At 35.1% G+C, this 25,119-nt stretch carries 23 protein-coding genes and 1 pseudogene; 17 read left to right on the forward strand and 7 right to left on the reverse strand.

Annotated features, from left to right (window positions below; translation table 11 throughout):
* Positions 1-293: 293 nt before the first annotated feature.
* A complete protein-coding gene (locus RTJ53_RS04575) occupies positions 294-674 on the reverse strand; it encodes a helix-turn-helix domain-containing protein (protein WP_312276044.1) in 381 nt (126 codons plus the stop codon).
* 92 nt (positions 675-766) lie between these two features.
* Here RTJ53_RS04575 and RTJ53_RS04580 point away from each other — a divergent pair, with 92 nt between their 5' ends.
* Genes RTJ53_RS04580 through RTJ53_RS04590 form a run of 3 tightly spaced genes read left to right on the forward strand, consistent with a single transcriptional unit; the run spans position 767 to position 7,157 of the window.
* Positions 767-1,261, forward strand: a complete 495-nt coding sequence (locus tag RTJ53_RS04580; protein WP_312276045.1) for a hypothetical protein — start codon at positions 767-769, stop codon at positions 1,259-1,261.
* Entirely contained in the window at positions 1,261-3,783 is a 2,523-nt protein-coding gene (locus RTJ53_RS04585; protein WP_312276046.1) for a site-specific integrase, read from the forward strand. Before RTJ53_RS04580 ends, RTJ53_RS04585 begins: the two co-directional genes overlap by 1 nt.
* A complete protein-coding gene (locus RTJ53_RS04590; protein WP_312276047.1) occupies positions 3,774-7,157 on the forward strand; it encodes a tyrosine-type recombinase/integrase in 3,384 nt (1,127 codons plus the stop codon). The genes RTJ53_RS04585 and RTJ53_RS04590 overlap by 10 nt, the downstream gene beginning before the upstream one ends.
* A 5-nt stretch (positions 7,158-7,162) precedes the next feature.
* Here the strand turns inward: RTJ53_RS04590 and RTJ53_RS04595 are convergent, their stop codons facing one another.
* From RTJ53_RS04595 to RTJ53_RS04605, 3 genes are all read right to left on the reverse strand, one after another.
* Complete coding sequence (locus RTJ53_RS04595; protein ID WP_312276048.1) at positions 7,163-7,774, reverse strand: class I SAM-dependent methyltransferase; 612 nt, start codon at positions 7,772-7,774, stop codon at positions 7,163-7,165.
* On the reverse strand, positions 7,774-8,847 hold the full coding sequence (locus tag RTJ53_RS04600) for an HNH endonuclease family protein (protein ID WP_312276049.1): 1,074 nt from the start codon (positions 8,845-8,847) through the stop codon (positions 7,774-7,776). The genes RTJ53_RS04595 and RTJ53_RS04600 overlap by 1 nt, the downstream gene beginning before the upstream one ends.
* A gap of 251 nt (positions 8,848-9,098) precedes the next feature.
* Complete coding sequence (locus RTJ53_RS04605) at positions 9,099-9,821, reverse strand: helix-turn-helix domain-containing protein (protein ID WP_159375514.1); 723 nt, start codon at positions 9,819-9,821, stop codon at positions 9,099-9,101.
* A gap of 144 nt (positions 9,822-9,965) precedes the next feature.
* Between RTJ53_RS04605 and RTJ53_RS04610 the strand changes: the two genes are divergently transcribed.
* From RTJ53_RS04610 to RTJ53_RS04640, 7 genes are all read left to right on the forward strand, one after another.
* Entirely contained in the window at positions 9,966-10,316 is a 351-nt protein-coding gene (locus tag RTJ53_RS04610) for a hypothetical protein (protein ID WP_312276050.1), read from the forward strand.
* Between the two features lie 81 nt (positions 10,317-10,397).
* Positions 10,398-11,222, forward strand: coding sequence for a hypothetical protein (locus RTJ53_RS04615; protein WP_312276051.1), 825 nt, complete (start codon positions 10,398-10,400; stop codon positions 11,220-11,222).
* 10 nt (positions 11,223-11,232) lie between these two features.
* Complete coding sequence (locus RTJ53_RS04620; protein ID WP_312276052.1) at positions 11,233-11,991, forward strand: alpha-ketoglutarate-dependent dioxygenase AlkB family protein; 759 nt, start codon at positions 11,233-11,235, stop codon at positions 11,989-11,991.
* A gap of 521 nt (positions 11,992-12,512) precedes the next feature.
* The gene (locus RTJ53_RS04625; protein ID WP_159375510.1) at positions 12,513-12,911 is read left to right on the forward strand and encodes a hypothetical protein; all 399 of its coding nucleotides are present in this window, start codon (positions 12,513-12,515) and stop codon (positions 12,909-12,911) included.
* A 46-nt stretch (positions 12,912-12,957) separates the two neighbouring features.
* Entirely contained in the window at positions 12,958-13,824 is an 867-nt protein-coding gene (locus tag RTJ53_RS04630; protein WP_312276053.1) for a hypothetical protein, read from the forward strand.
* Positions 13,825-13,906: 82 nt separating this feature from the next.
* Entirely contained in the window at positions 13,907-15,139 is a 1,233-nt protein-coding gene (locus RTJ53_RS04635) for a hypothetical protein (protein ID WP_312276054.1), read from the forward strand.
* Positions 15,140-15,323: 184 nt separating this feature from the next.
* On the forward strand, positions 15,324-15,734 hold the full coding sequence (locus RTJ53_RS04640) for a hypothetical protein (RefSeq protein WP_312276055.1): 411 nt from the start codon (positions 15,324-15,326) through the stop codon (positions 15,732-15,734).
* Positions 15,735-15,912: 178 nt separating this feature from the next.
* On the opposite strand, the pseudogene RTJ53_RS04645 reads toward RTJ53_RS04640, so the two are convergent.
* From RTJ53_RS04645 to RTJ53_RS04655, 3 genes and pseudogenes are all read right to left on the reverse strand, one after another.
* Positions 15,913-16,772 (reverse strand): annotated as a pseudogene (locus RTJ53_RS04645) (IS256 family transposase).
* Between the two features lie 95 nt (positions 16,773-16,867).
* Complete coding sequence (locus RTJ53_RS04650) at positions 16,868-17,113, reverse strand: ribbon-helix-helix domain-containing protein (protein ID WP_135887707.1); 246 nt, start codon at positions 17,111-17,113, stop codon at positions 16,868-16,870.
* Entirely contained in the window at positions 17,110-17,739 is a 630-nt protein-coding gene (locus RTJ53_RS04655; RefSeq protein WP_312276056.1) for an AAA family ATPase, read from the reverse strand. Before RTJ53_RS04655 ends, RTJ53_RS04650 begins: the two co-directional genes overlap by 4 nt.
* Positions 17,740-18,032: 293 nt before the next feature.
* On the opposite strand from RTJ53_RS04655, the gene RTJ53_RS04660 reads away from it, so the two are divergent.
* The 7 genes from RTJ53_RS04660 to RTJ53_RS04690 all read left to right on the forward strand — a co-directional run bounded on the left by RTJ53_RS04660 (position 18,033) and on the right by RTJ53_RS04690 (position 25,110).
* The gene (locus tag RTJ53_RS04660; protein ID WP_312276057.1) at positions 18,033-18,878 is read left to right on the forward strand and encodes a PP2C family protein-serine/threonine phosphatase; all 846 of its coding nucleotides are present in this window, start codon (positions 18,033-18,035) and stop codon (positions 18,876-18,878) included.
* Positions 18,879-18,898: 20 nt separating this feature from the next.
* Positions 18,899-19,210, forward strand: coding sequence for a hypothetical protein (locus RTJ53_RS04665; RefSeq protein ID WP_312276058.1), 312 nt, complete (start codon positions 18,899-18,901; stop codon positions 19,208-19,210).
* A 305-nt stretch (positions 19,211-19,515) separates the two neighbouring features.
* Positions 19,516-20,313: a hypothetical protein gene (locus RTJ53_RS04670; protein WP_312276059.1), complete on the forward strand. Its 798-nt coding sequence runs from the start codon at positions 19,516-19,518 to the stop codon at positions 20,311-20,313.
* Positions 20,306-21,160 (forward strand): SIR2 family NAD-dependent protein deacylase, encoded by an 855-nt coding sequence (locus RTJ53_RS04675; RefSeq protein WP_312276060.1) that lies wholly within the window; start codon positions 20,306-20,308, stop codon positions 21,158-21,160. The genes RTJ53_RS04670 and RTJ53_RS04675 overlap by 8 nt, the downstream gene beginning before the upstream one ends.
* Positions 21,153-22,520 (forward strand): DUF262 domain-containing protein, encoded by a 1,368-nt coding sequence (locus RTJ53_RS04680; RefSeq protein ID WP_312276061.1) that lies wholly within the window; start codon positions 21,153-21,155, stop codon positions 22,518-22,520. Before RTJ53_RS04675 ends, RTJ53_RS04680 begins: the two co-directional genes overlap by 8 nt.
* The gene (locus RTJ53_RS04685; protein WP_312276062.1) at positions 22,520-24,424 is read left to right on the forward strand and encodes a DUF262 domain-containing protein; all 1,905 of its coding nucleotides are present in this window, start codon (positions 22,520-22,522) and stop codon (positions 24,422-24,424) included. Before RTJ53_RS04680 ends, RTJ53_RS04685 begins: the two co-directional genes overlap by 1 nt.
* Positions 24,421-25,110, forward strand: coding sequence for a metallophosphoesterase family protein (locus RTJ53_RS04690; protein ID WP_312276063.1), 690 nt, complete (start codon positions 24,421-24,423; stop codon positions 25,108-25,110). The genes RTJ53_RS04685 and RTJ53_RS04690 overlap by 4 nt, the downstream gene beginning before the upstream one ends.
* Positions 25,111-25,119 lie beyond the last annotated feature (9 nt).

Below are 25,119 nucleotides of genomic sequence, written 5' to 3' on the forward strand. Positions count from 1 at the left end.
GTAATTTGCCAAATTCAAATAATTTCATAACTTGGGAATGTCAAGAATGCCAAAAATTCAAAAAAAGGGGCGTAGTAAGATTGAATGATTTCTTAAACTCTCTTAATATGCTTAGTGACGATGAATGCCCATTTTGAGATTTTCACTTCCATTAAAAAATACCGCCAAACCACTGGTGGTATTTTTTTTGGCTGTTTTTATAAACATTTTACATCTAATGATCATTACCTTTTTTAAAAGTTCTTATAAAATCTCTTAGCTCTGGGTAAATAATTTTTTTTAAAATTAATCTGTCATAAAGACAACGGTTTAATCACTAAATTATTATCATGTAGTGCCGGAACATCTTTCATAGACTTTATCGACTCTAATATAACAAATTTCCCCGTTTGACTACAGTCACGGTAGATAGATAGTATCGTGTGTTCATCGTCATCTATCGTGACGACTCTTGGATTACTATTAATAAAATGTTCACCTTCGCCTGTTAATAGCCAACTAATGTTTATTCCTAAACGTGTGCAAAGAGTTCTCAATCCCTCAGCATTGGGTTCTCTATCGCCATTTAAATAACTTTGAACAGTTCGATAGGGCATTCCTGTTATTTCAGCTAATCCTTTTATGTTTAGTTCTTTCTCTTGACAAACTAGCTTTAATCTTTCATTTATACTCATTTGTGTATATACCTTGATTTAAAAAATTCAATTGTGTATATTAAGCATTAAATAATACTCGCTTAAAAAAGTCAAACTACATTCTAATTCACATGCAATCGACTACGCCAAAACAACTTCAACTAAAAAAAACGAGCCTAGCGTCAGAGGCTATATGGGTTTATACGATTTATCATCACTGGATTGTATGCAAGATTTCGAACGAAGCACTGAGGGAAGAACTAACTATACTTTCAACTGAACCTATAAGAATTCATATAACTGCAGATGGCTACTGGCAGATAGAAAACAAAATTCTCATTTATTATAGTTTGTTCTCTTATGAATTAGAAAAGTTTTTGCCCCTTAATCTGACGATTGAAAAATCCGAAAAATCCAAATTTGATTTCATTGTGATATTTAATGAACTGATTGCAGTGATTATACGCCACAAAAAATCTCTGCCGATCAAAACAATTTATAACGATGTCAAAAAATCTTTGAATAAAAACGCTTGTCAAACTTTATTTAAAAAAAACACTTTCTCAATAGTGCAATATTGCTCGCTTCTCAATATCTCGCTAGCAACTTTTAAAAGAGCAGAATAATGGCTAATCGAAATAATAAAAAAAATGGGCTGAAAATTTATAACGTCAATGAATTTAGAGATCTTATTTCCGAAATTCTTTCTAGTGAAGGGTTTAAGGAGGGTAAGCTAAAATTAACAGACATTACAATTAATAATGAAGATGTTAAAAGCACATTAAGCGAACTTATAAATATTGCTTTGGAGAGTCAAAAATTACTAACTCATTATGACGTTAATACATTGCTGATACACAGAATTATAACTTTTAAACCGTTAGATTTTTTTAAATCGGAAAATTTACAAAAAGTAAGAACCCTAAGCAAACAGCCACCAATTGTCCATCTATTAATATTATTACATAAAGAGAGGTTAACGCCTCATCAAATAAGTTGGCTAAAAATAGGAATTTACCTCGCAATTGTGATGAAAGCCCTTGGCAGAATGTCTTATTACAAAGATATTATTGTGCGTTTTAAAATGCCACTCATTCGCAAGACAGCAGTCTATACATGGCTTTATGATGAATTTCCGACAATTAGTGTTGAAAAAGATTTAAGCTTTATAAATTTAATTTCTTACTTTCCTCAGCTAATCAAACGCATTGAACCACCTGCAGACAGTAAAGATCGCGATAAGGGGAAAAAACAAAAAGTAAATCAAGTTCTAAAGTTTTCTCTTTATCTAGAGCTTATTTCTGGGCACAGACATGCAAGAGAAATAACAAAAGAGATTAATAAAGTTGAAAAGGACGAAAAAGAGGAAAAAGATAAAGAACCGAAAGATAAATTACATAAGCCGAAGAATATAGCAATCTATCAAAAAAGTGATAAAGGCTTTCGTGCTGATGTGCCAAGTTATTTTAATCCAAGCCTAGTAAAATTCCAGCCGTATGATATGGAAAATAATCTGCAAGGCTTTAGCAAAGTATTTTTTTCAAGCATAGCATATCAAGACCAGTATAAGAACGGCAAACCTATTGATATTAATGAGTTTTTCGATACATTAGGTAAGCCCATCCATAAAAATCTGGCTTATCAAGATAAGTTGTATGCTCAGAGCCAACTGCTACAACTTAAAGAGCTAGATGTCCAGCAGCTTAATATCAGTTTGAGAGAAATAGCACTTATCACCAGTCCCACCGTTTTGAGTGAAATTAGCTATAAAGAAATTTTTAGCGTTTTTGTCCGGGATGCAAAGTTACATGAACCGATTCGTGAAGATACAATCGAGTTGAAGAAAAGTTGTGCGTCAGTTTGTTTATTATCAATGCTGTCAGCTTCTCGTGTTGAAGCCTTTACCAGTAAAGCGTTTTTGAAAGATTTAGGAATTTTTAACGTTTCTCCTAGAAAAGCCACCATCATATTTTTGCTCGGTATTACCCGTCCAAAGAGAAGCTACGATAGTAATATACATGAAAATGAATTTGATAAAGTTGAAATTCCTTTACCGCACAAATTGCCGAATTATTTACTTTCTTTAGAAGAAATGCCCAATTTGACACAAATTCAAGACTATCTATCCAATGTAAGAGAAGAATTGGGGTTAGTCTACTTGTCAAACTGGCGAATTGAATCGTCGCTTCAAGTGGTCTTGAGTAGCTATATTCTGACCGCGGACAGCCATACAAGCGAAATCATCTGTCGTATTTCATCGGGCGAAGCACCTGCTATGTTTTATAGCAGTCATGAAAATTTGGATCTCGTCAATTGTTATCGTGACGCGATGATATGGCTCAATCAAGATAATCTGCTTAACTTAGATTATCTTTGGAATACAAAGAATTTTTCAACGGGCTCTCAATTTGCTCTAAAGATAGAATTTGTCAAAGCTACCTTAGCTCAATTACGAAAATGGGTTATGGGTTCAAGCAATCAACTTCAACTATTCAATTCATTTAGTATTTACACCTGGATAATATTTTGTGTCTTAACAGGCATTAGACCGAACAACAAGATCAGTGCTATTCAAAATATTGATTTAGAAATGGGATGGCTGATGATTGACGACAAACCCAATCGCTCAGTCAAAAGCCATCGCCTCGTTCCACTTGGCAAAATAGTGATTGAATATTTGCATATTTACAAACGATTTTTGTCAGATTTCCGCCATCAAAATATTGCTAACGAGCTCATTCGCCACAAAATCGAAAATATCCTATTTGGCATGTCATCAGGCACGAGTGAAAACCATCAACTCCTAAATTTAATTACAGAGACTTTTGAAAAAATTAGCAGTATTAAGCGTGGGCAAGTGTGGGAAATGATGAAACCCATACTAGACTTGACCCCTTACTGGACCAGACATTTTGTACGCACGCAACTTGAAAAACGTAAAATTCCCATGCCACTGATTAATGCCATTATCGGGCATGAGCGATTTATGCAGGAAGCGTTAGGTGAGTTCTCAAGCCTCAGCAAATCAGATATTAAAGACCAAGCCATCATCTTTGATGACATTGCGAGAGATTTAGATATTTACGAAACAAAGGATGTTGAAAAGCAGATTTTAAATAAATTGCGAGAAATAGACTTATGCAATTAAAAAATTTAACATTTAAAAAAGTAGCCAAAAAATATTTGGTGCCCTTACCGATTTTACCTGAGCCATTTCCTTACCCGTTTATTTATCAAAAAATAACCGTCTTTACAGAATTTGAAAAACTGTGGCTTGCTCTTCTTTCTCAAGCTAAATATCAAGATACTGCCAATCATTCCCAAAAAATAAATGCCAAACAGCTAAAAAAATTAGAGGAAAAATTCCGACAACAAGGCAAGTCAGCAGACGAATTCAAAGATTACAAGGCAAAACTGGTTAAAGATTTTACAGGTCTAAATGCTCAAGGTTTTACCCTGTTTTTGAGGCAAGCCAATGAATGGGTGGATGAGAATTATGGACTGCTTGAAGCGGATTATCTCATCAGCATGCGTCTTCTTACTGATTTTATTGAACAAAAAAACAAAACGACGCGACTAAAAAATCACTACTACGCAGAGCCTGCCCCACCACAAAAAGCTCAATATAAGCCCAATACTCTCAGAATGGACGAGTTTTGGGTCACTAAAGGAATGGAAGTAAATAAAATAGTCAAACTAGTGCTTGATTACTGGGTGCAAGAGGATTTTTTTAAGACAGTTAATAAAGACGCTCATCACCAAAAAATGGCAATCGGTAGTTTGCTGTTTTCGGGTATCGTTTTTGGGGCAATTAATGATAAAAAAATGCTCTTAGCTTGGCTCAAAACGGTGGTTAGTGATGACTTACAACCTTTCATTAATCATCGAATTATCGCAAAAATCCGTTATGAGAGTGAAAATTATGGCAATGAACGCGTGGATGAAACGCTATATAACTCACAACAAATCTGTGTTGACCTCATAAGTCAACTTTGGCTTGTAGTCGTCAGAAAAATTCCCCAAACTATTACTCATACTTACGTGAATAAGCCTATAAACGAAATTTTGCAGTATTTTTTTAAATCGTTGTTACTGCAAGAACTTCGAAAATTTGGTGAGTTACCAACCCTTTTAAAATATGCAAGTTACTGTTGGGAAAATACAGATAATGTTCGTATCAATCAGACCTCGGTGGGGGTGCTTCAAGGAACCCTTGAGACCTGTGGACTGCCCAATCAGGATTTTGACCTTCTAACCTTCAATAAGTTTAATTATCCCAACAGAACCTATGATTTAAACAATTTAAATTCAACGGTGACAAATACTGTAAATTGGAGCAATCAGCAAGCAATTGCTATCAATGCCCAAATTCGTCATTCAGATTTGATTCAAGAAATCATAGATATTTTTAGAACCAAATATTCGAAATTACGCATTGGTGAAAATAGGGTATTAACGCACAGAAGACGACTAGAACTTCATGTTGAAGATTTAAAAAGTCTAAGCCACACTTTCAACCACGTTGCCGAGCAAATTTTAATTGATTGGATTATTTCTTTATTATCAGCGGATAGGCCCATTCAAACAAGCTCGGTTGAAAAATATCTATCAGCCATGGGTTATGATTGGCTGTGGTATACAGTTGGCGAGGATTTATTTAATTGGACAAGTGATGATTTTGAAAGCATGTATGAGAAAATCATAGACTTTAAAAAAAGTAAGCTGGAAAACATCGATATTGGCTATCCCGCTAACTGTCTACAGCGTTTGCATAACTTTGCTCATAAAAATGATAAATACCTAATAGCTGAAGCCAACATTCCTGAAGCAAAAAGAAAAAGAAAAGTGCGTGTTGAATGGATTTCACCCAATTATTTTCAAGCTATCGTCCAACAAATACGAAAAAACATCGATCCACTAGATGCAGATATGTTGATATTGCTTTATCTGTTAGCGATGCGAACAGGGGCACGCAAAATGGAACTGGTAGGACTGCGATATAGTGATATAGAGAATTTGGACAGCGGCAAACCCTGTATTATTATTCGCCCTAACAATCATAGACGGTTAAAAACGGAAGTGAGTACACGTCGATTACCCTTATACGCACTGCTTTCTGAAGCAGAACTTAACTTTTTTATCGACTATATACAAGCCAATCGTGGACGCAATAAGCAACAATTAATTTTTACGCTTTCTTACAATACCCAAAGCCTGAGCCAACATTTACCAACGCAGTTTTTAAAACAGCTGGTCACAGATATCAGCCTAATAGAAAAAACCTTTAATTTCCATGGTTTTCGACATACTGCCATCAGCAATTTTAGTCTTATCTTAACCAGTGATGTGTCGCTAGCAAGTGCAATAACAGGGTTTAGTGAAAATGAGGTGATTCGCATTAAAGATGCTTTACTACGGCGAGGTGAATTCAGTCAGTTTAAATGGTACATGGTCTCAGGGCTTGCAGGGCATATCTCACCTGAGCGGGGGATTGAATATTACAATCATTTTGCCATGCTGTCTGCGACTTATGAAATATCCAAAGCCAATCCAAGTTTACCATTGACACTCATTAAAAATCTTACCCATATTAGCACACAGAATCTGCTAGATAACAATATTACTGTGAATGACGGTATGATTAAGCTATTGGACATGCAAAAATGGCTTTATCGTAAAATACTGGGAACAAAGCATAGTTCGACATTAGCAGATTTTGGCTATGATTACAGCCAATTCGCTGATATCTTGGATAACTCGCTACCGAATAGTCACGAGCTATTCGGGCGTTATGGCATTAATAAGCTATTAGCTTTATTGGGTCATTTTGAACAAAAAGTAGAAAACGATGATATTGCCACCCAGCTACGCATGCCGATAGCAGATATAAAGACTCTAAGCCAACGAGCCATAGCCCTATCACATATCAAAACGACACGTGGTGCTCGCCGTTTTGTGGCAACAGATAATCGAGTTTCACCAATGCTTATCGATTTGTATGTAGAAAGGCGAATGCTACGCCAAATAATGACGAGAGCAAGTTTTATCCGTCAACAACAACCTGATGATTGGCAATGGTTTATTGAATTAATCACCCATAAAGTCAGCACAGCTCATGCAACTATCACGTTCAGAAAAACTTACCAAGAACTTATTGAATTTGATAGATTTTTATCGCTATCCGAACAAATTTTCGGTCTAAATAATTGTATGTATAGTTGCCATGAGCCATTAAGCCAAATCATTGCCAATGCTTGTGAAAAAGAAACCACTCGCTTGAAGCAAATAGCTCAAAATCGGCGTAGCAGAAGAGGGAGAGTATCGCAAATAAGGCTATATGATTTTGAAACTAGTTTACAAGCTAAAATGACTCATAAACGTCGAAATGCCCCTACAACGATTACATTTGGCATTAAAATCAAAGACACCCATTCAAAACGGTTTTATTATAAGTTCTCAAGTCTACTACGATTTTTTGCCTATATGGTACAACTGCAGGATGATAAATATTTTGAGCTATAAATTTCTTAATCAATGGTGATAGGCATATGCTGAAGTAGGACATTCAACCAAATTTCCTGTCTAGCCACACGATTATCAATAGTCTGCCAAATTTTTAAGTGTTCGGCAGATTGCAATTTTAGTTCAACAAGTTGCCAACGCTCTTCATTTATATCACAAAAAAATCGACCCTCCTTGTCCCGCTCGCTATCACCGTATTTAAACGAAGCATAGAGAATGCCATTGGGTTTTAAACAACCGATTAAATCATTTAAAATTTGAGGCAATTCTTCAAAAGTTACATGAAGCAAAGACGCACACGCCCAAATACCTGTAAATCGATTTTGCCAGTTTTGATTAGCGATTTTATCAAAAGTTAAACATTGCCAATTGATACGATTATCCGTTTGTTTGGCTAAATCGATTAAATTCTGTGAGCCATCAATAGCGGTAACATCAAAGCCTTGGTTGGCAAAAAAAATACTATCACGCCCAGAGCCACAACCAACGTCCAAAATAGTTTGCTTACCATTGGGTAAACGTTCTAAAAACGGCTGATACACGTTTTGCATATCGACGTTAATCGTTTGGCTAAAAAAATCTTTAGCATGGGTCTGGTAAAAATCAATTGTGGTCATCAAAAGATACTCGTACCTTGTGCTTTAGGTTGCCACACATGTATCAAATTGATTTTAGAAAAGCGATAGGACTTATCCAAAAAATACTTTCTATCACGCTCCGTATTCCCCGTTTGCATAATCAGCGTTTCCCGCAGGGGGTGATGACTGCCAATTAAATATTCATTGCGAGTATGAAGGCGTTCAAGCAGTTCAAGGCTCGGTACTTGGGCAAATTTTCCATTCTCGCCACGATTGCATTCTGGACACGATAACACCAAGTTCCAAACCCCATCCACATTGACATGGCGACAACAGCCTGCGGTTGCCACTTGTGGTTTTAATAGATGTGGAAAAAAATGGTCAACGTCTGCCAGTAGGTCATCCACTGATGAAATACTGATTTCTTTAAAGCAGTAAAAACAGCGACTTTTTTGATAGCCATTTAACGCGCCACGAGAGGTGGTAATATTGGTTCGATTGTGTTTGGTATCGTGGGTAAAAAGCTCTTTGGTTTCTTGATCGAACTCGACTGCAATGAGATTTTTATTGATATTGAGTTCCCATGCTTTTTCAACCAAGTTCCAACGAGATTCGGTCTCTTGGTTTAAATCTTTTGCCGAGTTGTCATACACATAAAACAGTTTAAATAAGTTATCGGTTAAGCGAATCCCTTTGTTAAATTTGCGTTCATCAATAAAAAACTCTTCATTCACGACGTCATAAAATCGCTCAGTAATCGCTTTGGTATTGACCACATGAAAAGCGTCTAAAACGTATTTAAAGCCTTCTTTTTTGGTGATTTGAATCAGCTTATCTTCGTCAATGTTGCCTTCATTATAACCTTGGCATGCTTGGATAAATTGACTGGTTTTAGCGGTACTTTGTTTTGGGCTGTGCTTAAGGTGTTCGGCAAGGTGCAGTGCGTAGGGTAGGGCTAAGTCATCAAGGGTGATCAAATCTGACTTTCGCTCAAGACTGATATCAATAAGACTCTTGGCAAGGGCAAATTTGTAAGAGGCGGTATTTTTACCAAATAAAATAATCGCTCGCCAGTAGTTTTCTAGGGTAGGTTCGACATCGACAAAGTTCATACTTCTTCCTTGAATTTAGCATTTTTATAAAACTAACAATGCTAAAATTCAGTAAAATTACCTAGTTTTTCACGTCGAAATTGTCCAATGTATTTATGACAAAACGAGTTATTATACAAAATAATAAATGTTTGAGTGCAAATCTCCCCTAAAATAGAACAGCTTATTGTTTATATTTAAGAAATAGTTGCTTTAAATACGGGACACAGCCTAGATAGTATGGTTTTTCCAAAGCTATTATATTCTTATAATTATTTACTTTGATTCATTTCATACAATTTTCGCTTTTCCGCAGCGATTTCATACATTTCCTCAATGTTTTTTTGAAGAAAAGCGTTTAAAGGAATTGAATTTTTCTCAAAAAATTCTTCAAGTAAAATATAAAGCTGCTTGATGTGTAGAATTGGCAAAGTATAACTTTTTAGCTTCTCAGCCTTCTCGACTTTAGCTTTCTCATCTGACGCAACTGGTTTGTCTGATTCCTGATTGCTTGAAGTGTTATCGTCAGGTTTTATTGTTTTAGATAAATCATCTTTCTTAACGCTAAGTGCAGCCTCAATACTCGGAAAATTCATCAGCTTATTCAAATCTATTGCATTATAGGGAAGAATAGCACCTTCTTCTCCAATACCTTCATATTTTTTTTCAATCTCATAAGATACAGATCGCTTTTCGACTCCTTTAACATTCATGCTTTTATCAACGTACACTTTAACGCCAGACTCGCTAAGGAAATTTTTAGCTTTTTCTAAGTAAATGAAAAAGTCTACCATTTCAATACCGAACAGTTCGCAAAGTCTATAAATGGTATCCACTGTCACACTGACGTTACCTAGCTCAATCTTAGAAATTGTTGACACTGATAAGTTGAGTCTAAGAGCAACAAGATCTTGATCAACTCCTCTTTCGTATCTCAAATTTTTAAAAATACAGCCAATCACATTACTTAAAGAAGTAGTCGAAGTTTCTTTCATAAAACATCCTAATCACTAATTTATAAGACATATCTTAACACAAGATATTTATATTTTAAATATATAAATATTATTTATATAATTATATTTTTAATGTTATTATCTTTTAAAGATAATAACACGATAAAGAAAATAGGAGCCATCATGCACAAAACTACGCATTTACATAGACGTATGAACGACCGCGGTATTGACAATTCTATGGTTCTTTTCACTTTAGATTTCGGTGATATAGAAGGAGATAAGTATGTAATCAATCACAAAGCTGCTCAACTACAGGTTAAAACACTTAAAAAAGAAGTACGTAAGTTTGAGCAGCTACATAAAAAATTTAAAAACTTTAATGTAGTGAATTTAGTGAATAAGAAATTAGAAGGCTTGCAAAAAGATTACTCAGTTGCAAAGCGTATATGTGACAAAAAAGGTGTGGTAGTCGTTTGTAGTGGTGACGCAATTATTACTACTTACAACAAATCTAGTTACTTGAGTTATTAATATTAATCATTTATCCAACGCAATGAGTTCAAATCGTTTTTTTAAATATATTTAGTAAAACATCTATTCAGGAATTATTTTATGCACACTATTATCAAAAATGCTTGTCTCAATATGGCTAAAGATGGTTTTGAAGGCTTCTACGATAGCTTGGCAGATCAATTAGTACCAAATTTGCCTACCACGTATCGATCATTTATCCATCGTACCGATGGAGCAACGTTGCCACTCACTAGCGTAAATGATGCGTTATTCTTTAGTTTGGCATATGACAAAGGCCACTATCTGACCTTTAGTCGAGTTTTAAAAGATCGCCTTATCTTTAGTGAAGAAGATACTGTAATAAATCTTATCGATTATGGCTGTGGACAAGGTACAGCTACTCTAGCAACGTTAGATTTTATTGCTAAGTCTTGTAATCCTAAATCAACCAAATTGAATATTCATTTAATTGAACAATCAAGCATTGCTTTGGAAATTGCAGTTTATAAGATTACTGCTCGATCAAAACAACTTGGCTTTAAAATCAGTTTAAATACCCAAAACTGCTTTTTTTCTGAAGTCACATTGCCTGAGTTTTCTAATAATTACGATACGATTCATTTAATGTCATATGTCTTAGATATTAAGAGTGTCCAGGAAGAAATATTAACCATCACTGACCAAATCAAAGATTTTCCTGGTAAGAATTTTATTGTGGCCACTGATATAAACAAGACAGAAGGCAAACGAGGTTTTAATTTACTATCAATTCAATTAACTGCTAAAAAAACACCCATTAAAGAGTACTACCTACCGCACCATCGCTATAATATTTGCCAAAAAAGTTTTGGTACCCATATCGCGGATGCCATCGGATTTTTATTAGAAGTTGATAACTCTATTAGTTTAGATTTGGCGGCTTAAGGAATAGGTAATGGACTTATTTTCTGAACTCGAACCAGCCAACAGCCTAGCAGACATGATTACTAACGACAAGTTTCAAGACACTGCCTTTGATGCACATCTGCATGAAGATGGTAAAGGCATTGTCATTCATGTACCGTTTGGTAGATTGTATTATGCGCCTTGCTTTTTTGATCAAGCGACCAGTGATAAGTTCATTGATTATTTTTTAGCTTGCGATGGCATTAATTCGAAAGAATATGACTGGCAGCATGATGATGCTCTTAATGATAGACCGTTTACCAATATAGCTTGGCATCAAGATAGCATTAGTATGTATGGCAAAACGCATAAGCTGCCAAGAATCTCGGCTTGGTATGGCGATAGCGATCGACCTTATACCTATTCAGGCATTACTTTGCAGCCTAAGCCTTGGACAGAAGAGCTTAATTGGTTACGTTCTCAACTAGCACCTATCTGTAGACGCCAATTTAATAGTGTGCTATTAAATTGGTACCGCTCGGGTGAAGATTATATTAGTTGGCATACGGATGCTGAAAAGGAACTGGGGGTAAATCCGTTGATTGCTTCGATAAATTTTGGGGAGTCTCGACGTTTCTTACTCAGGCTAAAAGAGGATCATGACATAAAAATTGAACTGCCCCTGCATCATGGCAGTGTTTTAGTTATGGCAGGAGCGTTGCAGCATCATTGGCAACATAGTGTACCCAAGCAAAAAAAGGTTAAATCTAATCGCATTAATTTAACGTTTAGAACGATTTCTACTTAAATATTTAATAATGAGGTAGCTATGAAAGCTTTTTTATCCACTGCTTTGTTTGTCAACGTCTCCACAGGGATCTGGCTGAAAAATTAGTCCAAAAGTATTGTCATGATGAATCAAAAAATCTTTAAATTTATCTAATACTGCTGTTTCCTGTTCTACTTTCTTTATAGACATAAATTAGTAATCTTTATCGAAACTAGCTTCGCTAGTATAATCAGTATCTTCCAGGATACAAAATTTATTTGGGATTATGTGATGATCCATTCCAAGACTTTTATCGTCAGGCTGCCTGACTCAAGACAATCTTTCTCCGATAAAACCAGGACGTTTCAGTAATGTGATTGCTAATTTTTAAGTTAGCAATCAATGAAACACAGACTTATCGCACACGCAACCTACAAGAAAGTTGTGAATTGCATTAAATTTAAGCCTTTAATCAACTAGCCATTATTGAACGTTGCATTTTCAAGTATCTATATTTTTATTTTAAATTAAATTGACCTTAATATCTAATCAGGTGACAAATGTTTAATATTTTTAACAAAAAACCTTGCAATGACCCAGAGCTTTTGAAAAGAATACAGGAAGATGGGATTGACTATGCTGCCCTTAGATTTTCTCAAATATTGATTCGTGATTATTTAACAAGAAGAATAGACGCTTACAATTTTATATTGCAAGAGTTAGATGGTGCCCGACAAGGGAATGAGCAAGCTAAAAATTTTGCACTTGAAAGTGGAATAGATTCTAAAGAGTATATAGGGACACTGAAACTTGACACACCTCACCTTGATAGTGCTCAAGATTTTTTAATAGCTTTAAGTGCAAAATTACATCCTAAAATGGATATATCCATTTCTTTGAAATTAAAAATTTTAGAAAACTTGATGAAGTATTATGGGATTGGCAAATATGAATTGTAGACATTGCGATTCTAAGTGAAATTATTAGAGATTTATTGAAATAATTATGATGGATTTGTATTTAACTTCTTTACTTGAAGAATTAGGCTTTAAGCCAAGGGATTCAACTGACGTCGATTTGCTTAATGTTGCGAGTGCTGCAATTTCAACAGAGGGATTTTTAGGCTTCTATAATACATTTGCTAAGCACTATTCAGAAAGCTTATCCAATCTTAAATATGAGGAGTTTGCTAATCGGACCAATCGAGCCACTCTCCCATTAGAGTCTGAGAAGGAAACGAGCTTTTATAATGCAGCCTATGGATTGCAACACTATTTAACTTTTACAAAAGTTTTAAATGATAATTTTTTTATTGATACGTCTGATGATTATAACGTATATAATATTGTTGACTATGGATGTGGACAAGGTATAGCTACCATTGCATTATTGGATTTTATAGCTAAGCAGAAGAAACACAAAATTCATCTTAATATACATTTAATTGAGCCATCAGCTATCAGCATTAATAATGCCGCTTACCTTATTACTTTGTTCGCATTTAAACATTCGATAAGTATTAATATTTCTACTCACACATACAAATTAGCCAACATCAATCTTAATCTACATCCTTTTGCTGATATGACTTTACACTTAATGTCATATATTTTAGATGTTAAAGAAATTCAAAAGGATATCCCTTTTTTAGCTAAAAATATTATAAATGAGGCTCAACCGCAGATTCTCATAGCAACTTGCCCTAAATATCCTAGAGCTTACGAAGGTTTCAATAAATTATTTAAAGCATTATTTGCGAATGGACAACCCAATATTATTGAGAGTGATATACCTCACTATTCATATAGGATCACAAAAGGTGTTTATCAGAAAGAAGTCGCGAAAACTATTTCAATGATCTTAGCTTTTTAGGATGAAACATTGAAGCTTATAGAAATCATAATTCTGATAGATAATTTAGTTTATGAAAATTTTAAATTTGGATTAATTGAATATGTTTAAACTCTTGAACAATAACTTAACCTCACAAGCCACTAGTAATGTGACTGCTTCTAAAACTCAACATTACCCAGTTAAAAGAGGGCTAAGGCTAGAAGATTCTAAAGTAGATGTAATAGCCATCGTACACGACAATGAACTAATTTTTTTGAATACTGGCTCGAATCATTTATTTAGGGATAAAAATGATAGTAGTCAAGAATTGCTTGGAAAGGTTACGGTAGTTACTTATCAAGATAAGTCCATGGGTAAACTAACAGAGGTTTTTGTTGCTTTTGAACAGCTTGATGATATATATCAGCTGAATTCTGAATTTATAAGAAAAGCAAGGTTAAATCATGTTTCTGACGAAGTATATGACTATATTATATTAAATTTCCCACAAGTTTTATCAAAAAAGAGCAGTGGATATTATACAGATTTTATCTATGCCTTTGATGTTTGCAGGTTAAATGAAGACTATCTAATCGTTAATAATAACTATACTAAGGGATATGTTATTAAAAATAATAAAATTATAAGAGGGAGTGCTTCTGAAGTTGTTAAATTATTTTGGCCTAATGAAATAAGAGCAAATAAAGATTTAAGATTTGATGCAAATGAAAGAAAGCCGGAAGATATTTCTTTAGGATGGGAAATAACTTATAAGAAGTACGGTCCATTTTTAAACTTAAAAGGAGATCTAGAGATTTATGATAGAACTTTTCCTAAAAATGGTATGCCTCATAACTTAGCTATGCCATTTTTCTATGCCTATAGATGTGCTGCTGCGGGTCTATTTCACGAAGGTTTAATGGACAAGGATGTCTTTAATCATATAGATAATATGCATTTTGGTTTAATGGTTATTATTGGTCAAAACATCTCAAGAGAACATCAAGTAAGATTTCAAGATGAATCATTTAGGATAGCTAAAAACATAATTGACTTGTACGTGCCGAATTTAACAGAGCTCACTTTAAGAAAAATGATTATTTTGGCTAAAAAAGGTATTTCTGTGTATTCTGCTGTATATAATGGCATAGTTTCCGCATATCGTAATGAAGAAGAAAGAGAATTTATTGCAGCTAATATTTGTCAGCCACAATTCGTAATTTCTTTCATGACTTCTGCCTTATGCGACCCTGATGATGAAATAGAAGTATTTACGTCAAAGGCAGTTGAATATTATAGAATTATGCAGAACCCAGAATTACTGCAAAAATCATTTTCAAAAATATTTTATTAGAGACCGAATGCAGAATTCGGAATATATAAAAATATAGTGATATTGATTTACATTTAATAATTATAATATCAAGAAAAATTCTATACTGTCATCATTTAGGATATCTTTTAAAATTTAGGGCAGATTTAATAGATTGCTTAGCAAAATAGAGTATATTTTAATATTTTTTAGGAGTTAAAAATTTATGTTTGGGATTTTTAAAAATTCTTCTCACACTGATCCCCATAATCCACAAGTAGAAGTCGACACAGAAGCAGGTGCAAAAAAATATCTTAAGAGTTTGTCAAAACTTAGTTATAAAGATTTATGCAAAGAATTTTCTTATGTCATGGCAGGCAAATATAATGCTATGAATATGTTGCCGTTTAGTGATTATCACCAAAGACAAAAAACTGTTACTGATTTGACAGATAAAGCCACTTTAATTTGTATTTATGCTTTTGGTTATCAAAAACTAATGAACTTTTCTAATAATGATTTGACGGTTGTTAATCGACTGGTTAATCAACTTGATGACCAAGTGGCGAAGCTAGATTTAGAACCTGCAGATCACGGAAGTCTTCTGTTGGCAAAATTAAAAGACGCTATATTTTAATTTCTTTATGTAGGCGTCAACACAGAATTCGGATCATATAGGGCGGTAAGTACATTTGTTTAGTATTTAAATTACTGTGATAGGTAAAACTCACTATCAAAGCGACCTATGGAAAACACTTGTTTTCCATAGATTTTTCATTTTTTTTGGTAGTGTTCAAAAAACTGTGTCAGGTGAATTAAAGTTTCTTCACATCAACTAACCGACCAGGGAAATGAATAGATAACTGCATCATCGTTTGACCTCAATGATTAATGGGCATTGTCCATTTCTCTGACGCATTTAACATACCAACATATAAGATTTTAAGTAAGCTAGTTTCATTTGGGAACGCTCCTTTAGTTTTAGTCAGCTTACGAAACTGGCGATGCACTGCTAGGGCGGCATTGGTCGTGTAAATCGGCTTTCTGATGGCTTCAGGGTACTTAAAATAAGCAGACAGCAAATGCCACTTATCTTGCCATGAGGCAATCGCCGCAGGGTATTTACTACCCCACAGTCTATCAAACTCATCCAACGCCAGCTCAGCCGACTCTTTATTGACTGCCTTGTACACAGGCTTTAAATCCCGCATAAAGGCTTTTTGGTCACGGCTCGCCACATAACGAATGCTATTGCGGATTTGGTGAATCACACACAGTTGCACCTCAGTATTGGGAAAGATAGCCTGTATCGCTTCAGGGAAGCCTTTGAGACCATCAACACAGGCAATCAGAATATCTTGTACACCACGATTGTGTAAATCAGTGAGCATAGATAACCAGTGGTTTGCTCCTGAGCAATGAAATTCCCCGTTGCGGTCACGTGGTGTTTCAAGCTCAAAGCTACTGACCGCTGATTTGATGGTATTTTTGCTGTAACCGTTGCGACCGGTACTACTTGGATGTAGTTCAAGGTAGCTGTCTATTTCAGCCGATAGAGCGGCTTGGGTGAGTTGTTCGATGAGTGGAGCGAGTACACCATCACTGCCTGTGATGGGTTTGCCTGACTGAATGGCTTTTAGGGCTTAGTTAAAGTCAAAGTTTTGCATGGTGTCATTCCTGTTTTATTTAACAATTTATGGGAATGACACAGTTTTTTGAACGCTCCCTAACGTTATATTAGTTCTAAATCAGAATCTATATGATTCTAACTTAGTTATCTTTTAATGCTAACTGCTTCAACGCATAGCGAATAATCCCGCTATGCGTCTGCCCATATTTATCTGCCAACTCAACCAACAAATTATACTCATACTCATTTAAAGGCAAGGTATGTGACTTAAATTTTCGGGGCGCTTTGGGGTCTAGGTTTGGCGTTTCATCAGCTGAATTAGCAGTTACGCCATTGACAAAATCATCTTCCGTCAAGGTGGGTGCTTGGGTACGACGTTTAATCATAATGCCAACTCCTTCATCAATTCACTAAACTCAGTAATGGCTTTCGCGTTATTTGCCTCTATCACGCCTTTACCCTCTGCAAGTACATCGCGATAAATTTTACGCTCGTGAATAATGGTCGTTAATGGATTTAACAGCGGAAAATCACTCAAGTATTCTTTGGCTTGAACGACTTCTTTATTGGCGCGGTTAGTCGGTGCTAAGGTCAATAGCCCAAAACACTGCAATTGCTCGTTAAAGCTAAGTGCCTGATCAATCACTTCGGTTAAATGGGGTAGGGTGTCTAAATCCAGCTGCGATGGTTTAAACGGCACAATTAATTTATTAGTCACTAACATCGCAGTCCGTAGCTCTTTACTGTCATGTCCTGCCACATCAACAACTACGTAAGCATAGCGCTGATTTAGATCTTTAAGGGTACTTTTGATATCACCATATCGCTGGATACAGTGTACCTTTGCTAGACTGGTTTCATCCCGATCTCTCACCCAATTTGCGGAACTTTGCTGGGGATCAGCATCCACCAAAACCACATCTTTGCCAAGGTTTGCTAAGCTACAAGCAATGTTAATGGCGATGGTAGATTTGCCACAGCCACCTTTTTGACTACCTAACAAAATAATCATAATGACCCTTAATGTACTATCAATTTAGAACTAAATGATAACTTATTTAATGGTTAACTAGTTTTTTATTAGTATTGATTATAGTGCATTCAGAATCGAAGTCAACCAAACGTATTTGACAGCTTTATTCATGTGATAGAAATTAAATAAGAAAGGCGCAGATAAGTTTTTTTATATATTTTGTGGATTATAAAATGTATCAAAATACAGACTATATCGAATAAAGAAACCTAGAATATATTTTTCCAACTTTACGGTTATAATCAGATTAACCTTTTTATACGACTCGTGATATGACCAGACTCTCCACTACGATTTGTGCGATGACCTTTCAAGGCAATGCCAGCAACGGCTTGCAGCAAGATGCATTTTTCTTTGTCGATGATTATTACCAAGAAGCGCTTGGTATAACACCTGTGCATCGATGTGATGACGCCTTTTGTGTTGCGGTATCCGATGGTGTCTCACAGTCCGATTTTTCGCAAGTTGCTAGCCTTAAAGCGATGAAGACGGCCAAACAATTGTGGCAAACTTACCTAGATAATCCTAATCAATCGGCTGTCATGGATATTTCAAAAATCTATGAAAAAGTGGCAACCTTGCCAAAACGCTATTATGGGGCATCCGCGACGCTTGCCTTAGTCTATCGAGCGTTTGCAAAGGACAACCAGTCCAATTCATCTGTGGTTATCAAACATATTGGTGATAGTCGTGTCTATCATTTTTCAGCTATGACAAAAACATGGCGATGTATCACTCGTGATCATAATTTGCTGAATCAAATAGTAGATGAGCAAGCCGCAGCAGAAAATCGCCAAGCCGACTTTGGCAAATACAACCAAGAGGGCATGGCAAGCCCCCTTTACGCATTAACCGATTGTTTGATTGCCGATAGTGACTTAGACAACAATCCAATGCCTACTTTTGACAGTCAAACGTTAAAGGTCTCATCAGATGATTGCTTAGTGGTATGTACCGATGGCGTACATGAATTAGTGTCATGTAAAGAATGGCAGAGTATTGATAAGCATACTAATTTACAAGCATGGCTAAAGCAGCTACGTAAACAAATTTATGCCTCTAAAGGTCGTGCGTATGATAATGCAACCGCAATTTTAGTAAGGTTTGATGAGCATTAAAGCGAAAAGGCGTATGTGAAATGGAAAATAATTCGTCAGTACTTGATAGTGATATTGTAAAAGTCGATAAATATGAACCACATAAAATTGCCAATGACAAAAATGAAGTCACTTTTTTTGTGGCGAGTGATGAGGTTGATTTGGCAGATTTGCAACGCTATCGCCAACAAACGCAAACGGAATGCTTGATTGCGATTACTACCACGAATAAAGATTATGATTGCCTAAAATTTGCGGATAATGTCATCTTGTGTTCACCAAATGAAGTGCCTTTAGTTATGCAAGCATTTCAACGACTACATAGCAGTAGTAGCATCATTGGTATGAGTTGAGACGAAGTAAAATGGGCAATTTCTGTTAACAAAAATATTGAATTTTTACATGGTATGCCAAGTGGTGAAAATTGTGTGGCTTTAGCATGTGAACAGCTTATCCCAAAATTAAAGAACCTATCATCTAACTATCCGATAAAGAAGATGATATTGAGCTAGTTATTATAGAAGACGATATACAGATGAAAACCACTAATCCAACTCAAAGAGTAGGCAACTCAATTAAAGAGTATCTCAGACGACAACAGCAAAGTAATAAAAGTGAAAGTTAACTTCTTAAACCATTTAAAAAACGGGAATTTATTATGCTTGAATATTTAGATTTTGCTGCGTTTACTGAAAGAGACAATGGCAAGAAATGGGAACACAAATTATATGAGCCTAACAAATTAGCGGATAGTTTCAATCTCATCACCTATTTCATTGTCAATGACGATGTTGATGCCGAACAAGTCCAGCAATATCGAGAAGCCACAAAAACTGAAGTTCTTATTGCTCTAAATACCACTGGTAAGAGTTACGACTGCTTAAAAATTGCAGACAACATTATTCATTGTGGCTCAGATGAAATAGAGTTGGCAGTTTATGGTCTGTCTTTTATGAATGCATATGGTAATTTTATCGGTATAGACTGGTATGACGTGAAAACGGCACTTTCTTACGGAAAAAATATTCAATTTCTGCAGAGTTCCAGGATTGGTGAAAATTGTGTAGGGATTGCTTGCCAGCAATTAACAGAAAAATTTAAGGCTTGCGATTCCAAATATACATTAAAAGGTATGATGATTAATATTTTTGCAGATAGTAGTTTTGATTTTGAAAAACTGGAATTTATTAATAATCAAGTGCAAGAAAATATTGATGTCGATGAGGTTGATATTTTTTATCAAGTTAATTTTTTTGAGGAATTTGATTCTTGGAAAGAGGGTGATCAGGGTTGTTGCGTTTGTATGTTGTTAATTTATTCTGATGAAGAAAATGATAGTGAGTCAGTCACTAGAGAACAGAATATACCAAAGCAATCAACTAAGCCAATTCAAGGAACAAGTAATTCAATTAAAGAATATCTCAGACGACAACAGGAAAAGAATAAAAATGGATAATCAAACCAAATTGACACAGTTTGCCGAACACCTTAAACAAGCTGATGGCTTACTCATCACCGCAGGCGCAGGGATGGGGGTCGATTCAGGTTTGCCAGACTTTCGTGGCGACCAAGGCTTTTGGAAAGCTTATCCACCGCTTAAACATCTGGGTAAAAGTTTTGTCGATATGGCAACGCCAGAATTGTTCCACACCAATCCAAAACTGGCTTGGGGGTTTTATGGTTTAAGGCTCAATGCGTATCGAGCTGTCGAACCGCATCAAGGTTTTCATCTACTCAAACAATGGTCAGATACATTACCCAATCTTAAAAATGGCTCATTTGTATTTACCAGTAATGTCGATGGTGAATTTCAAAAAGTTGGATTTGATGATGACCAAGTATTTGAATGTCATGGTTCGATTCATTGGTTGCAGTGTTTGGATAATTGCACGCAAGCTATTTGGTCAGCGGACGATTTCAAGCCCGTAGTCGATGAAGAATATTGCCAGCTAATCAATGAATTTCCAACCTGTCCACATTGTGGTGGTATGGCGCGCCCCAATATCTTGATGTTTAGCGATTGGCATTGGCAGTCACAGATGCAAGATGAAAAAGAGCAAAAACTCATTGCTTGGCTGAAGCAAGTTAAGAATCTAGCCATTATTGAGTTAGGGGCGGGGACGGCTGTACCAAGTGTGCGTAATTTTGGTGAGCGATTGGTCCAGCATCCAATCAACGAATCAGTAAGCTTACTGCGTGTTAATCTGCGAGAACCGCAAGTACCTGATAAGTTAAATTGCTATGGTATAGATTTGGGGGCTTTGGAAGTCCTAATTGATTTGGAGAAAAAAATAAATGTCTGAAGCAAAAGCCACTATCAAAAAAATTCAAGAAATTTTTGATATAAATCTTAGAATACCTGAATATCAACGCCCCTATAAGTGGCAAGTTAATCATGCACAACAGCTTATTATTGATATATTGAAGCACTTTAAACAAAATATTATTTATCGTATTGGTACGATTGTTTTATATCATCATACTAATAAAATGAATAACGAAGTTCAGTCTGATATTGATAATAATATTGTAGATGGACAACAGCGTTTAGTGACTTTATCTCTAATTCTACATTTATTAGATTATCAAAATATCAAGTTATTGAAAGAAGAATTTAATCATACAACTAGCCATGTAAATATCTATCAAAACTATGAGTTTTTAAAAGATTTTATTAAAGACAATATTAGCAAAGAAGATAAATCCAATTTTAAGAAATACATTTTAGAAAAATGTGAAATGGTCTGCATTAAGCTAGAAGATTTGGATGAAGCCTTCCAATTTTTTGATTCACAAAACTCCAGAGGTAAGCCTTTAGAATCCTATGATTTATTAAAAGCGTATCATCTACGAGAAATGAAAAGTAAACCTGAATATTTGGTTTTAAAGAGTGTTGCGAACTGGGAACAAGCTGCTTTAGCTGATAAAAATACTCCAAATTTGAGCAAAATTATCAATCAGGTATTATTTCGTCTTCGCCGTTGGCACTATAATCTTGAGAGTGAAAACTTTACAAGCCAAGAATTGAACACGTTTAAAGGTGTTTCTGAAGAAGTTAAATACCCTTATTTACATACCCAGAAAACTGCAAAGTTACTTTCACAGCTTATCCAATCCAATCCGAATTTATATAATCCTGAGCTTCTTAACTTAGGATTTCAAATTAATCAACCCATCATCAACGGAGAATTATTTTTTGCTTATATCGAGCATTACCGCAAACTATATGATGAATTATTCAATAACAAGACAGGTAAGCTATTAATAGTTAAAAAAATTAATGGCAAGCACTTTAATGATGTTTTAAAAGAAAATTTAATTCAATTTTTAAACAATTACCAAGGCTATTCTCGTACAGGTGACCGATATTTAAGAATGCTGTTTGAAAATACAGTATTAACTTATTATGATAAGTTTGGCGATGTAGAACTAGAACGCTTTGTTAACAAGGCATTTTGGTGGGTGTATAGACTAAGATTCCATCATGGTCGTATTGGGTTTAAAACTATAGAAAATCATGCTATCTCCTCTGATAGCTTGCTCAAGCATATTGAAAAAGCATACTCACCTGAGGTCGCATTACAATTCCCTAAAATGACGTTTAATACAGAATTTGAAAATACTGATAAAAAAATGAAAGAGATTTTTGGAGTAAATGTCTAATGAGTCAACCCGATACCTTATCTATATCACAATTACTAAGCCAAGACCATTATATAATCCCGATCTACCAACGTAACTATGCTTGGGGAGAGGTCGAAATTGAAGCATTATTAACCGATATCAAAAATGCAATGGATAGAACGCCTGATAACAACTATTACGTTGGCAGTTTGATTGTATTTAAAAGAGATGATGGCAAATTTGAAGTCATTGATGGGCAACAGCGTTTGACAACGTTAACCCTTATTGTCAAGGTGTTAAAAAATAGCCAACTGAAAGAAAAATTACCTGAAGCCAACAATATTAGTTTTGAATATCGCAAAGAATCAGACAGAGTTTTAGAAAATTTATCTTCTGGGAAGAATTCATCAGGATCTTTACCCAGTAATTTTAAAGATGCTATAGATGCCATTGAAAAATATCTTGATGACAATAACCCAGATAAGTTTGTCAATTTTTTATTGAGCAAAGTAGAAGTAATTAGAACAGAAGTCCCGCCTAAAACTGATTTAAATCATTATTTTGAAATTATGAATACTCGAGGTGAACAGCTAGAAAAACATGAGGTTTTGAAGGCTAGATTAATGAGTAAACTATCGAAAATTAATGGTGACCAAGGTGCATTCTCGAAGATTTGGGATGCTTGCTCTGATATGAATCGCTATATGATAATGAGTTTTGATACTGCATTTAGGAAACAGTTTTTCGGTGAAGACTGGCAATCACTACCTGATAAATTTGATAGTATTTCTCAATATTTTATCAAACCTAATAATGAAGCCAGTGTACAGACTAGCAGAGACGAGGTAGGTAATCGTGATAATCTGCAGCCTACTATTATTAACATTATTGAAAGCCATTTCAAAGGACAGGAAGAAAATAAAAATGAAACTTCTGAAAGATTTAATCCCGTTATTGATTTTTCGAATTTTTTAATGCATGTTCTAAAAATTTATGTTGAACAATATCCTTATAAACAAATTTCAGCTAAAAAAATTCCATTAGATGAAAGAAATTTGCTAGAAAGTTTTAAGTTTTTGGATAAAGACGACCATCAAACTGAAATCAAAAATTTTGCCTTATTATTGTTACAAATAAGGTTCTTGTTTGACCGTTATGTGATTAAGACTGATACCTCGAAAGAAAAAGATGACCATTGGTCATTGTTAACGCTAAAGCCTGCTGACAAGAGTAGCTATCAATATAACAACACTTTTAGCGATGCTATTCTAAACCAAAATGTCATTATGTTATTATCAATGTTTCATGTATCCAATCCATCACGAATGTATAAAAATTGGCTATATGCTGTTGTAAGATGGCTAGTCAATCAAAAAATCAAAGATAAAGATATAGAAGCCAAAAGTTATATCGATTATTTAGAAAATTTAAGTGACCGATACTATTTCGGACACTATGGCAATGGGCTTGATTTTTTTGAATTAATTACAGCAGATACGCGTGATATTAATGCAACGACTGCAATTGATAAATATTTAAATAGTGGTACAAATGTCCCGAATTTCATCTTTAACCGATTAGATTATTTACTCTGGAAAAGTAAGGAATATCGTAATATCTATCCTAATTTTCGATTCACTTTTAGAAGTTCTGTTGAACACTTCTATCCCCAAAATCCATCGGAAGAAAATCAAGATGAGACTATAAAAGATGTTTTGCATAGTTTTGGAAACTTATGTTTAATTTCATCAAGCACGAATTCCAAATTTACCAATAATATGCCCAAAGCTAAAAAAGCTAATTTTGGCAATAGTCAATATAACAGCATAAAACTTGCTATCATGATGGAAAAAGCAGATGAATGGGATAAAACTCAAATTGAAAAACATGGACATGAAATGATAGATATACTAAATAAGCGGTTACTCAATCAACCACAATGACCACTCCAAAAACCTACGCTATTGACGACATACATGGCTGCAATCAACAACTCATCGCCTTACTATCCGCCCTAAATATCCAATCCGATGACACACTGATTTTCTTAGGCGATGTCATCGATAGGGGAGCAGATAGCAAAGGCGTGCTTGATACCATCTTGCATTATCAGACCCTTTGTCGAGCCATCTTGATAAAAGGCAACCACGAAGAAATGATGCTCGGTGCCATACATGAGCGAGAATATCTCAAATACTGGCTAAAATTTGGTGGTATCGAAACCCTACAATCCTTTGGCGTAACCACTGATTTGCAAGGGCTACTGCAAATTCCTTATATTTACTACAAACTGTTAAAAACGAGTCTGCCTTATTACCAAACAGATGATTTTATCTTTACTCACGCTATACCATTGCCACACCTACCAATGAATAAACAAACCGATGACAGCTTACGCTGGCAGTTTATTCCATCCGATGGACAAAATACTCACATCTCAGGCAAAACCATCATTTGCGGACATTCAGCACAAAAAAACGGCAAAGTTTACCATCAAAATGGCTTAATTTGTGTCGATACCTTTGCACATGGTGGTGGTTATTTGACAGCGATTGAAGTTAGTCAAATGAGGATTTATGAAGTCGATTTAAATGGCAATGTGCAACAATTTGATTTAACCAAACTTTAGCATTTTAGG

This window comes from Moraxella sp. CTOTU46711, assembly GCF_031975715.1.
In the GTDB taxonomy this organism is placed as follows: domain Bacteria; phylum Pseudomonadota; class Gammaproteobacteria; order Pseudomonadales; family Moraxellaceae; genus Faucicola.